Origin of the sequence: Micromonospora sp. LH3U1 (genome assembly GCF_028475105.1) — a bacterium.
In the GTDB taxonomy this organism is placed as follows: Bacteria; Actinomycetota; Actinomycetes; order Mycobacteriales; family Micromonosporaceae; genus Micromonospora.
Genome location: NZ_CP116936.1, coordinates 3,799,983 through 3,811,616 on the forward strand (window position 1 = coordinate 3,799,983; position 11,634 = coordinate 3,811,616).

The 11,634-nt window shown below is 72.4% G+C and carries 14 protein-coding genes; 3 read left to right on the forward strand and 11 right to left on the reverse strand.

Going from position 1 to position 11,634, the window contains the following annotated elements; translation table 11 throughout:
* Positions 1–265: 265 nt before the first annotated feature.
* Entirely contained in the window at positions 266–523 is a 258-nt protein-coding gene (locus PCA76_RS17425) for a hypothetical protein (protein ID WP_272611487.1), read from the reverse strand.
* A gap of 35 nt (positions 524–558) precedes the next feature.
* Positions 559–954 (reverse strand): DUF3224 domain-containing protein, encoded by a 396-nt coding sequence (locus PCA76_RS17430; protein WP_272611488.1) that lies wholly within the window; start codon positions 952–954, stop codon positions 559–561.
* Between the two features lie 233 nt (positions 955–1,187).
* Between PCA76_RS17430 and PCA76_RS17435 the strand changes: the two genes are divergently transcribed.
* On the forward strand, positions 1,188–1,760 hold the full coding sequence (locus tag PCA76_RS17435) for a dihydrofolate reductase family protein (protein ID WP_272611489.1): 573 nt from the start codon (positions 1,188–1,190) through the stop codon (positions 1,758–1,760).
* 93 nt (positions 1,761–1,853) lie between these two features.
* On the opposite strand, the gene PCA76_RS17440 is transcribed toward PCA76_RS17435, so the two are convergent.
* The 9 genes from PCA76_RS17440 to PCA76_RS17480 are packed head-to-tail and all read right to left on the reverse strand — an operon-like array spanning position 1,854 to position 9,951.
* Positions 1,854–2,171 carry an antibiotic biosynthesis monooxygenase family protein gene (locus PCA76_RS17440; protein WP_272611490.1) on the reverse strand — a complete coding sequence of 106 codons (318 nt, stop codon included), beginning with the start codon at positions 2,169–2,171 and terminating at the stop codon, positions 1,854–1,856.
* Positions 2,168–3,415, reverse strand: a complete 1,248-nt coding sequence (locus PCA76_RS17445) for a beta-ketoacyl synthase N-terminal-like domain-containing protein (RefSeq protein WP_272611491.1) — start codon at positions 3,413–3,415, stop codon at positions 2,168–2,170. Before PCA76_RS17445 ends, PCA76_RS17440 begins: the two co-directional genes overlap by 4 nt.
* A gap of 34 nt (positions 3,416–3,449) precedes the next feature.
* Positions 3,450–4,724: a beta-ketoacyl-[acyl-carrier-protein] synthase family protein gene (locus PCA76_RS17450; protein WP_272611492.1), complete on the reverse strand. Its 1,275-nt coding sequence runs from the start codon at positions 4,722–4,724 to the stop codon at positions 3,450–3,452.
* Entirely contained in the window at positions 4,721–5,125 is a 405-nt protein-coding gene (locus PCA76_RS17455; RefSeq protein ID WP_272611493.1) for a cupin domain-containing protein, read from the reverse strand. The genes PCA76_RS17450 and PCA76_RS17455 overlap by 4 nt, the downstream gene beginning before the upstream one ends.
* On the reverse strand, positions 5,118–5,873 hold the full coding sequence (locus tag PCA76_RS17460; RefSeq protein WP_272611494.1) for an SRPBCC family protein: 756 nt from the start codon (positions 5,871–5,873) through the stop codon (positions 5,118–5,120). Before PCA76_RS17460 ends, PCA76_RS17455 begins: the two co-directional genes overlap by 8 nt.
* On the reverse strand, positions 5,870–7,300 hold the full coding sequence (locus tag PCA76_RS17465; RefSeq protein ID WP_272611495.1) for an acetyl-CoA carboxylase biotin carboxylase subunit: 1,431 nt from the start codon (positions 7,298–7,300) through the stop codon (positions 5,870–5,872). The genes PCA76_RS17460 and PCA76_RS17465 overlap by 4 nt, the downstream gene beginning before the upstream one ends.
* A gap of 19 nt (positions 7,301–7,319) precedes the next feature.
* Complete coding sequence (gene accB, locus PCA76_RS17470; protein ID WP_442930137.1) at positions 7,320–7,850, reverse strand: acetyl-CoA carboxylase biotin carboxyl carrier protein; 531 nt, start codon at positions 7,848–7,850, stop codon at positions 7,320–7,322.
* On the reverse strand, positions 7,847–9,616 hold the full coding sequence (locus PCA76_RS17475) for an acetyl-CoA carboxylase carboxyltransferase subunit alpha (RefSeq protein ID WP_272611496.1): 1,770 nt from the start codon (positions 9,614–9,616) through the stop codon (positions 7,847–7,849). The genes accB and PCA76_RS17475 overlap by 4 nt, the downstream gene beginning before the upstream one ends.
* The gene (locus PCA76_RS17480) at positions 9,613–9,951 is read right to left on the reverse strand and encodes a TcmI family type II polyketide cyclase (RefSeq protein ID WP_272611497.1); all 339 of its coding nucleotides are present in this window, start codon (positions 9,949–9,951) and stop codon (positions 9,613–9,615) included. Before PCA76_RS17480 ends, PCA76_RS17475 begins: the two co-directional genes overlap by 4 nt.
* Before the next feature lie 445 nt (positions 9,952–10,396).
* Between PCA76_RS17480 and PCA76_RS17485 the strand changes: the two genes are divergently transcribed.
* Complete coding sequence (locus PCA76_RS17485) at positions 10,397–11,194, forward strand: AfsR/SARP family transcriptional regulator (protein ID WP_272611498.1); 798 nt, start codon at positions 10,397–10,399, stop codon at positions 11,192–11,194.
* 91 nt (positions 11,195–11,285) lie between these two features.
* Positions 11,286–11,633: a TcmI family type II polyketide cyclase gene (locus tag PCA76_RS17490; protein WP_272611499.1), complete on the forward strand. Its 348-nt coding sequence runs from the start codon at positions 11,286–11,288 to the stop codon at positions 11,631–11,633.
* Position 11,634 lies beyond the last annotated feature (1 nt).

Genomic DNA, 11,634 nt, shown 5'->3' on the forward strand with positions numbered 1-11,634 from the left:
GCCGTCACTGCCGATCACCGCCCAGCATCAAAGAGGGCGAATCCGCCCATCACGTACGCTTGTCGGGGTGCTGCGGGGAACCATACGACCCCCAACGGTGACATTGCTAGATGCAAATGGATGGATCAAAAGCAGCGGCCAGCCGGATTGCCGACAGCCCGTTCGGCGGGCAGGATCGGGCGGCCGATTCGGCAGAGCGTCACCGAGGCACGACGCCTCGTACAACCGTCGCGCGGCCCCAGCCGGACGGCCGATGGCGTCGCGCCTAGCGGGTGAGCCCGACGAGGGTGGCGAGTCGCGCCACGCAGGCGGCTGCGCGGCCGCTGTGCGCGATCTCGGCGATGAGGGTACGAGCGGCAGGCCGGTAGCGGACCTCGTCGGGCGCGATGGTGTCGGCGTCGGCCAGGGCACGCCCGGCAGCGGTAAGGTCGCCGCTCTGGAGGTAGGCGCGGGCGGCGTCGAGAAGGTGGGCGGCCCGATGCTCGGCGGGTAGTCGACGCCAGTCGTCGCGGCGGATGGCCACGGCGGCGGCGCGGTGAGGGCGAGTCGGTCGCGGCGTCAGGCCAGGGTGTACTCCAAGACATAGGAGTGGCTGCCGTCGTCGGACTGGATGATCTCGAAAGCTCCCACGATCCCTGTGAGGTCATCGGAGCCCGTTCCCGGGACGACGCGGATCGCGAGTTGCTCACCGTGGCTGCCGGGTGCGCTGTGTTGGAGGACGAACGAGCCCTTGAGGCCGTCGAGTTCGCCCGTGAATCGCTCCACGGCGACATAAGCAGCGGGGCTACCCTCGATGTCGGCGACCGACAGCATGTTCACCGTACTGATGCCGGCCAGGCCGCCCTGGAAGGTCTTGGTGATCCGCACCCGGCCAAGCGCGGCTCCCGGGGCTTCGTCGAGCATTTCCGGCTCGAATGATGTGACGTCAAATGTTCCGCCAGCCTTCGTGCTCATTTCGCACCCTCTCATCGTGATCGCATTTATCGCGGAGAAGCCTTGCACACGGCACTGACTTTCCCCGGACGGTGACCCTGGGAAGCCCTGCTCAGTGCTTCCGGCGGAGGGCCGACCGAGCGTCGATGTCCGTCCGCTTCGTCGATATCGGCGGAGACGTGGTCAGGCCTCAATCCCCTGGTGCTGGCCGGTACCCTGGCCAGCGTCAACTCCGATGCGATGGGTGTGAAGCCATGCTGATCTACGCGATGGGCGTCTCGGTGGACGGTTACGTCGCCGACCGGGAGGGCGATTTCGGGTGGGGGGCTCCCAGCGAGGAGCTTTTCCGTTTCCACCTCGCACGGGTGAGCGGGCTCGGCGGCTATCTGTTGGGCCGTCGGCTCTACGAGGCGATGCTGGCGTGGGAGACAGATCCGTCGATGCGCGACACCGACCTCAAGGCCGCGTTCGCCGACGTCTGGTGCGCTCTCCCGAAGGTCGTCTTCAGCCGCACCCTCGACAGCGTGCAGGGTAACGCCCGGCTCGCCGAGGCGTCGGTGGCCGAGGAGGTTGCCGCGACGCTGGACGCGACCGACAAGGACGTCGAGATCGGCGGCCCCGGCCTGGCCTCGGCGGCGATCCAGCTCGGCCTCGTCGACGAGCTGCGCATGTTCCGCTATCCGGTCGTCGTCGGCGGCGGCACGCCCTACCTGCCACCGGTCACCGACACCGTTCGGCTGGACCTGATCGAGACGAGGACGTTCGACTCGTGCGTGATCTACGAGCGTTACAGCCGCGCCCGCGACGACTCGGGCCGACAGCCGTGATCAGTTGATGAAAGTAGGTCAGAGACGGCCCTGACACCTATTTTTCATCAACTGATCAGGCCGCCACCGTCGCCGTCGATCAGCGCGGAACCGTCAGGCCAGGGCAGGCGTCTGGGCGTGGATGTGGAAGCGCAACGAACGGGCGTCGGTGAAGCACTCCCGCATCGGGCGCACCAACTCCCGGTGTTCCTGGCTGCGCTCCCAGTCCTCGAAGTCGGCCAGGCTCGCCCACTCACTGGTGATCAGCCACTGCTCCGGGTCGGTCGACGAACGGCACACCTGGTCGACAAGGTGCCCCGGCACGCCGCCGGCGACCAGATGCCGCACCTCCTCGTACGCGGCGAGGAACTGCTCGGTGCGCGGCACCGGCACCCGTACCAGAAAGACCACCCGGGCCCGTTGGTCGCTCATGACGCCTCTCCCCTCATCGGCGCGGCCCCGCGCAGGACCAGCGCGCTGTTGAACCCGTCGAAACCCCGTGCGCAGACCAGCGCGAGCCGGCTGCGCGGCCGACGGTGCTCCCGCAGGAAGTCAAGCTCGCACCCGTCGGCCACCTCGTCCGGCCCCGCCGACGCCGGCAGCGTGTCGTGCGCGAAGGCGAGCAGCGCGGTGGCCACGTCCAGTGCGGACCCACCCTGGTACGCCCGCCCCGTCAGCGGTTTCTGCGTGGTCACCGGGGGCGGCCGGTCGGCGAACACGGCGCGCAGCGCCTCGGCCTCGCTGCGGTCGTAGCGGGGCACACCGAGCGCGTCGGGCAGCACCACGTCGACCCCGGCCGCCGCGACGCCCGCCCGGTCCAGGGCCAGCCGCATCGCCCGCGCGTACTGGAGCGGGTCACCCGCACTGTCCTCGGTGGTGTGCGCGGCGTCGTGGGTGGAGCCCCACCCGCTCACCTCGCCGTAGACCCGGGCGCCCCGGGCTAGCGCGTGCCCCAGCTCCTCCACCACGAACACCGCTCCCCCCTCGGCCGGCAGGTAACCGCTGGCCGTGGCGTCGAACGGCCGGTACGCCCGCTCCGGGTCGGCGACGTCGCTGAGTAGTCCGGAGCGCAGCTGACAGGCCAGCGCGTACGGGCTCAGCGGACACTCGGTGGCCCCGGCGATCACGACCGGGGTGCCCCGGCGCACCGCGCGGGCGGCGTGCGCGAGGCTGTCCAACCCGCCGGCCGCCTCCGCCACCAGCACCCCGCTCGGGCCCTTGAACTGGTGGTGGATGGAGAGCTGCCCCACGCTGGCCGCGTAGAACCAGGCGATCGACTGGTACGCCCCGACCGTCCGTGACGACCCGCCCCAGAGCCGTTGCAACTCCCGCTGGCCGAACAGGTTGCCCCCGGACGAGCTGGCCAGGGTCACGGCGTAGCCGTACGGGTCGGGGGCACGGTCGGGCAGGCCGGCGTCGGCCAACGCCAGCCGGGTGGCGGCGAAGCCGAGGTGCGTCCACCTGTCGGTCTGCACCAACTGTCGGCTGTCGGCGTAGGAGTCGGCGGTGAAGTCGGGCACCTCCCCGCCGTAGCGGGTCGGGTAGTCGGACGGGTCGAACAGCGTGATCGGCCCGGTCCGGCGGGTGCCGGCCAGCACCGTGCGCCAGTGCGCGTCCGCGCCGATGCCGCTCGGTGCGACAACACCGATGCCGGTCACCACCGCCCGGGCGGTCACCCGGCCACCTCCGCAGGACCGAGCCCGGCGGCGCTCACGCCGCCACCGCCCCGGGCGGTCGCCGGAACACCATCGCCGACTGGAAGCCACCGAACCCGCTGCCCACCGAGAGGGCCACGTCCACCGGGACCTCCCGCGCCTCGTTCGGTACGTAGTCCAGGTCGCATTCCGGGTCCCGGGTGCTCCAGTTCGCCGTCGGCGGCACCACGCCGAACTCGATGGCCAGTGCGCACGCGGCCATCTCGATCGACCCGATCGCACCGAGCGAGTGCCCGACCATCGACTTGATCGAGCTGATCGGCACCCCGTACGCGGCCTGGCCGAGGGCCCGCTTGAACGCGGCCGTCTCGTGCCGGTCGTTCTGCCGGGTGCCCGAGCCGTGTGCGCTGATGTAGGAGACCTGCTCGGGGAGGATCCGTCCCTGCTTGAGCGCGTCGGTGACGGCGAGGCTCATCTCCAGCCCGTCCGGGCGCAGCCCGGTCATGTGGAAGCCGTTGCTGCGGCTGGCGTAGCCGGCCACCTCGCAGTAGATGTGCGCACCCCGCCGGCGGGCGTGCCCGGCCTCCTCCAGCACCAGCACCGCACCACCCTCGGCCAGCACGAACCCGTGCCGGTCCGCGTCGAATGGGCGGGAGGCGTGCGCCGGGTCGTCGTTGTCCGGGCTGGTCGCCTTGATCGCGTCGAACGAGGCGACGGTGACCGGCGAGATCGGTGAGTCGGCCGCGCCGGCCAGCATCACGTCCGCCTCACCGTCCACGATCATCTGATGGGCGTAGCCGATGGCGTCGATGCCGGAGGTGCAGCCGGTGGACACCACCTGCGCCGGCCCGTGCAGCCCGTGCCGGCAGGCCACGTCGGCGGCGAGGCTGCTGGGCACGAGCGCCTGGTAGAGGTACGGGCCGCCGCTCGTCGGGTCGACCAGCCAGCGCCGGCCGTGCTCGCTGACGGTGACGTACTCCTGCTCCAGCGCCATCGTGCCGCCCACGGCGGTGCCCAGCACCACCCCGGCCCGGTCCCGCTCGGCGTCGGTGAGCACCAGCTGAGCGTCGGCGACGGCCTCGACGGAGCAGGCCAGCGCGAACTGCACGTACCGGTCGGCCCGGCGTCGTTCGGCCTCGCTGAGCCCCGCGGCGATCGGGTCGAAGTCGCACTCCGCCGCGATCTGCGAGCGGAACGCGGACGGGTCGAAGAAGCTGATCCGCCGGGTGGCGGTCCGCCCCTCGGTGATGGTCTTCCAGAAGCGGTCCCGGCTGGCGCCGCCGGGGGCGACCACCCCTACCCCGGTCACCACCGTGCGGCGCCCAGTCATGACCCGCCCCGCTGCTCGGCCAGCTCGGTGTCGACGTGTCCCAACTCGGGGCGCGGGGCGAGCGGGCCCAGGTGGAAGACCACCTCGGCCGGTTCGACGCCGGTGTTGCGCAGGCGGTGCCGCACGTTCACGGGCACGAACAGCGCCTCGCCGGCGGCCAGGAGCGTCGGCTGGTCGTCCAGGTCGACGGTGATCGCGCCGCGCACCACGTACAGGAACTCCTCGCTGTACGGGTGGTAGTGCTCGGCGATCCGCTCCCCCGGCGCGAGCGCGGCCACCCCGAGGAAGCCCGAGGTGCTGCCGACGGTGCGGGGGCCGAGCAGCACCCGCAGCTCACCGCCGCGCCGCCGGTCGGCGGGTACGTCCCCGGCGGCGATCGGCCGGGTGCTCAGGTCACTCATCGTCGGCCTCCGTCTGCTCGTCGTTGGCCGCCGGGCGGCCCTGGTCGGCGCGCTGCCAGGCGATCCGCTCCACCCGGTCCTTGATCACCGCGAGTTGGATGACGCTGTTGGTGTTGATCCGCTCGGTCATCGCGGCGTTGTCGACCGGCGCGGTCGGCTTCATCGCGAAGTCCTGCGTCCAGGCCATCCGGGTGCCGCCGGCCTCCTCGGTGTAGCGCCAGTGGATCCGCATGTACTCGAACGGCCCGGTCTCCACCCGGTACGCCCGGACCTGCCTGCTCACCGGGTCGGCGGTGCGCTCACTCACCCAGCTCCAGGCCGTCCCGTTCTCGTCGGGGTACATGGTGAGCCGGAACCGCACGGTGTGCCCCTCGCGGTGCAGGATGTCCACCACGGCGTACTCGGTGAACAGCTCGGTCCAGTTCGCCACGTCGTTCGTGACCTCCCAGACCAGCGCCAGCGGCGCGTCGATGACGACGCTGTTCTCGGTGTGCCCGGGTGGGTCGACGCGGCGGGTGACCAGGTCGGCCACCGCCGGGATGCTCAGTTGCCCGGCCTGCTCGGGGATGCTCACCTGCCACCGGTCCGCGACGACCGCGGAGAGCTCCAGCAGGGCGAGCGAGTCCATGCCCAGTTCCTCCAGCGACGCGGCGGGCGCCCGGGCCGCGGCGTCGGCGTCCAGCCCGCAGTGCGCCACCAGGATGTCGGTGATCTCGGCGGTCATCGGGCGACCATGGGTGACGGTCATCGGGTCCTCCTGTGGGTTACGTCGGGCTCCGCGGTGGACGCGGGGCGCGGTGCGGGGGTGGCCGTCGGCCGCTGCGCGGACGCGGCGAGCAGACGGTCGACCAGGCCGGTGGTGTAGCGGCCCTTGCGGAATGCGGCGTCGTCGAGCACCCGCCGGACGAACGGGATGGTGGTGTGCACGCCCGGCCCGGCGATGTCGAACTCGTCCAGGGCACGTTCCAGCCGGTTGAGGGCCAGCTCCCGGTCGGGCGCCCAGACGATCACCTTGGCGAGCAGCGAGTCGTACCAGGGGCCGATCAGGTAGCCGGCGCTGGCGTGGGTGTCGACCCGGGTGAACGGGCCGCCGGGTGGGGTGAAGCGCTCCAACCGGCCGGGAGTCGGGGCGAAGCCGCGCTCGGGGTCCTCGGTGTTGACCCGGCACTCCAACGCGACGCCGTGCAGGCGGATCTCCTCCTGCCGCCAGCGCAGCGGCACCCCGGCCGCGATGTGCAGTTGCTCGTGCACCAGGTCGATCCCGGTGACCATCTCGGTGACCGGATGCTCCACCTGGATCCGACAGTTGATCTCCAGAAAGTGGAACTGTTCCTCGGCGTCGACCAGGAACTCCAGCGTGCCGGCGCCGACGAAGCCGACCTGAAGCGCACCCCGCAGCGCGGTCTCGGCGATGGTGTCGAGCACAGCCGCGGACAGTGCCGGGGCGGGCGCCTCCTCGACCAACTTCTGGTGCCGGCGTTGCACCGAGCAGTCCCGGGTGCCCAGGTGCACCCCGTTTCCGTTGGAGTCGCAGAGCACCTGCACCTCGACGTGCCGAGCCTCGGTGAGGTAGCGCTCGACGTACACCCGGTCGTCGCCGAAGGCGGCCTGGGCGGCAGCCCGGGTCCGGGCGTACGCCCGGCGCAGCTCACCCGGGGTGCGCACCACGGTCATCCCCCGGCCGCCACCCCCGGCGGCGGCCTTCACGATCACCGGGTATCCGACGGCCTCGGCCACCTCGGCCGCCTCGGCGGCGGTCGGCACCGGCGCGACGCTGCCCGGCGACAGTGGCAGGCCGGCGGCGCTCATCAGTGCCCGTGCCGAGGACTTGTCGGCCAGCGCGGCCATCACCGTCGGCGGCGGGCCGATGAAGATCAGCCCGTTGTCCGCGCAGATCTCGGCGAAGTCGGCGTCCTCGGAGAGGAATCCGTAACCGGGATGCACGGCCTGCGCGCCCACCTGCCGGGCCGCCTCCACGATGGCGGCGGCGTTGAGGTAGCTGCGCCGGCTCGACGCGGGCCCGATCCGGACGGCCTGGTCGGCGAGACGGACCGCCGCCGAGTCGGCGTCCGCGGCGGAGTAGACCACCGCCGTCCGCACGCCGAGCTCCTTGCAGGCGCGCAGCACCCGCAGCGCGATCTCGCCCCGGTTGGCGATCAGCACGGTCTCGAACATGGTCAACCACCCCGCGCCGTCACGCCGGGTCCAGTTCGACCAGCGGCTGGTCGTACTCCACCGGCTGGCCGTCCTCGACGAGGATCGCGACCACCCGACCGGCGCGGTCGGCGGTCACCTCGTTCATCAGCTTCATCGCCTCGACGATGGCGACCGGCTGGCCCGGTCGGACCAGGTCGCCCACCGCGACGAACGGCCTCGCGCCAGGCTCCGGCGCACGGTAGAAGGTGCCGACGATCGGTGCCCGCACCGCGGCGCGCCCGGGCACCGGCGGCCGGATCAGCGCCGCTGGTGAACCGGGTGCCGGCGCGACCGGCGGCGCCACCTCGGCCCGTGGCAGGGGTACGTCCGGCCGGCTCACGTCCTCGGGGTGCCACTCGACCTCGAGCACCGCAGGCCCACTGCGCAGCCGGATCCGGCGCACCGGCCCGGCCAGCTCGGCGATCAGGTGCTGCGCCTGCCGGCGCAACCCAGCCAGCGCCTCCTCGCCACCCGCCCCGGCGTCGTCGGGCGCGTCGACGGTCGACACCGCCCCGTCGCCGGTGGTCACCGAGCACCCGCCCGGGTGCCGGCGCGTGCCGCGCCGAACCGCCGGAAGCGCTGTCGGCGCTGGCGGACCAGCACGGCGGGCGGCACGTCCAGCAGCGGCAGCAGATTGCTCAGCAAGGCGGCGCGCAGCCGATGGGCGGTCTCCGCCGGGTCGTCGTGCGCGGCGGTCGCCGGCTCCGGGACCACCTCGTCGACCACCCCGAGCCGGCACAGGTCGGGCGCGGTCAGGCGCAGCGCGCGGGCGGCCTGCGGCGCCGCGGACCGGTCCGGCCAGAGGATGGCCGCACAGCCCTCGGGACTGATCACCGAATAGACGGCGTTCTCCAGCATCAGCACCCGGTCGGCGACCGCCAGCGCCAGCGCGCCGCCGCTGCCGCCCTCACCGGTGATCACCGCGAGCACGGGGGTGGGCAGCACCGTGAGGGTGAGGATGTTCTCCGCGATGGCCGCCGCCTGCCCCTGCTCCTCGGCGCTCACCCCGGGGTCGGCGCCGGGGGTGTCCACGAGGGTGACCACGGGCAGGCCGAGCCGGGCGGCGAGGCGCATCAGCCGCAGCGCCTTGCGATGCCCGGCCGGGCTGGCCATGCCGAAGTTGCGGGCGACCAGTTCGGCGGTGGTGTGCCCCTTCTGGTGACCGATGACCATCACGTGCCGGCCGGCCAGCCGCGCCACGCCGCCCACGATGGCCGGGCAGTCTCCGCCGAGCCGATCGCCGTGCAGCTCCACGAACCCGTCGAAGACCGAGTCGAAATAGTCCAGTGTGGTGGGTCGGCCGGGGTGCCGCGCCATCCGCACGGTGTCCCACGCGTCGCGTACCGCCGGAGCGTCGCCCACTCCTGGCGCGACGGCGGCGTCGACTCCGGCCGCCGGGTCCGTCGGCCGCGCCAGAACCGCGCCGTCGTCGGCGCGGTGCTCGCGGCGCGGCGCCGGCTCCTGCCGGGGTACGGGCGGGCGGGGCGGACGGCCGGCGCGGGTCGCCGCGAGCAGCGCCACCAGCCGCCCGCGCAGCGACCGACGCTGCACCACCATGTCGACCTGCCCGTGCCGGAGCAGGAAGTCAGCGGTCTGGAAGCCCTCCGGCAACGCCCGGCCGGTGACCTGACGGATCACCCGGGGGCCGGCGAAGCCCATCCGCGCGCCGCTCTCGGCGAGCACCAGGTCGGTGTTGGTGGCGAACGACGCGGCCACCCCGCCGTAGGTCGGGTCGGTGAGGACGCTCACGGTGAGCAGACCCGCCTCGCGCAGCGCGGCGATTGCCTGGCTGACGGTGGCCATCTGCATCAACGACAGCGCGCCCTCCTGCATCCGCGCACCGCCGGAGGCAGTGATCAGGATGAGCGGGGTCCGGTCGTCCAATGCCCGCTCGGCGGCCCGGGTGATCAGCTCCCCCACCGCGCACCCCAGACTGCCGCCGAGGAAGCGGAAATCCATCACGGCCAACGTGGCCGGGTGTCCACCGATGGTGGCCGTGGCGCAGACGACCGCCTCGGCCAGGCCGGTGCTGGCCCGCGCGGCGGTGAGCCGGTGCGGGTACGGCAGCACGTCGACGAAGTCGAGCGGATCCACCTCAGGCAGCCGATCCGGCAGGAGGCGCAGCGATCCCGGGTCGACGAGTTGGCGCAGGCGTTCCGGTGCGCCGAGTCGGGCATGCTCCCCGCACTCCGGGCAGACGTCCAGATTGCGGCGCAGCCGTTTGCGGTAGAGCAGGCTGGCGCAGCCGGCGCAGCGGGACCAGAGCTGCTCCTCGCGCGGCACGGTGGCCGTCACGACCGCCGCCCGATGTCAGGGGCGTCGAACCGGTAGAAGCACTGGGCCATCGCGTCGCGCGGCGAGCGCCAGGTCGACAGGTACGGCGAGACGTACGGGCGCAGGCGGTCGCTGACCCGGATGAACTCGGGGTGACCACGGGCGCCCTCCACCGCGCTCTCCGCCGGCTGCTCGGTCTCGAGCAGGTGCACGTAGAGGTCGTGCAGTCGGTACAGCGAGCGGTGCCGGACGCCGACCAGGCGCGGCAGCTCCGTCGCGTCCGACTCGGCGAAGATCTCGGCGACCCGCTCCTCGGCGGTCGGATCCACCTTCGCGACGATCAGCGATCGGTCCATACTGGGCCTCCCCCCACGGCGTCCGGCCGGCGACGGGTTGCCCCCGGACGCGCTGGACGACTCCCGACACGATGCGGCAGTCCTCGTCACGGCGGCGTCACCGCGCAGGACAGGTCAACGACGCATGGTGGTGACGCTGCGTTGACGCAACCTGTGTATCAGCTATGCGTCCATCGCACCCAGCGCGGTCGACCACACGAATGTTTATGCAGTTCAGAACCGATCTCGGGTTGACCGTTGCCAATAGAAGGTTCACGCCGACATTGACGCACCGTGACCGCAATTGATAATCTTCACCGTGGTCAGCCCGGCGGCCTCGGCGGGCGGGGTCGCCGGCGGCAGCCGTGCGCCGCGCCTCCACCGCTGAGGTAGACAGTGGCGTCACGGGCAACCGATCCGGGACACAGCAGACAGTCGGGACGAGCGTTCCGCAGGGGGTGCCGCCGTGGCCGCTGATCCGTCCGTGCCGACCGCCGGAGACCCGCCCGAGGAGGGCGTCTCACTGCACCTGCTCGGCGGCTTCCAACTGCTGCGCGAAGCGGTGCCGGTCGTCGTGCCACGCGGGCTGCAACGGGTGATCGCGCTGATCGGGCTACGCCCCGGCGCCACCCGCAGCCAGCTCGCCGGGCTGCTCTGGCCCGACGCGTCGGAGGAGCGGGCGCTGTCCTCACTGCGCACCGCACTGTGGCGACTTCGGCAGGACCCGTGCTGCCCGATGACCGTGGCCAGCGACACCGTACGACTCGGCCCGGCGGTCCGACTCGACGTGGACGACCTGGTCGGCACCGCGGCCCGGGTCCGCGACGGCGACGACCCGCGCACCGCGGCCGGGGCGCTCGCCGCCGGCCGGCACGACCTCCTACCCGGGTGGTACGACGACTGGGTGCTGCTGGACCGCGAGCGACTGCGCCAACTACGCCTGCACATGTTGGAACATGTGGCCGGGCAACACCTGACCGCGGGGCGGCACGGCCAGGCGCTGGAGGCCGCACTGGAGGCGATGGCCGCCGAGCCGTTACGGGAGACACCGCACCGGCTGGTGGTCCGCATCCACCTGGCGGAGGGCAATGCCTTCGAAGCCGTGCACGCCTTCTACGTCTACCGGGACCTGCTGCGCAGGGAGTTGCGCCTGGAACCGAGCCCCGCGATGAGCGCCCTGCTCGACGACACGCTCGCCCCGATCCGCCAGGCCAGCCGGGACGCCATCACCGATCGCCCGTCACCGGCCGGCCGGCGCACGTGACGGTGACGTGACAGTCGCTGCGGCACGGTGGGTGCACAGAGCACGTGGCGCCGATCCGAGGGTCGGGGAAGCCACCGGCGGAAGGGGTCCCATGAGTCGTCTACTGATCGTCAGCCGAATCATCCCGGACGCGGAGGGGCGGGTCGCGCAGATCTTCGCCGAATCCGACGCCACCGAACTTCCCGGTCTGACCGGCGTCACACACCGATCCCTGTACTGCCTGCACGACCTGTGCGTACACCTGCTGGAAACCTCGGACGTCGACCCGGACGCGCTCGCGGCGGCCCGCAACCACCCGCTCTTCCAGCAGGTCAACGAGCGGCTCTCCGCGCACACCTCGCCGTACCTGCCGACCTGGCGCTCCCCTCGGGACGCGATCGCCGGCTGCTTCTACCGGTGGGACGCCGCCGAGGCGCCCGCGGCGCACCCGGCCGGCTGAC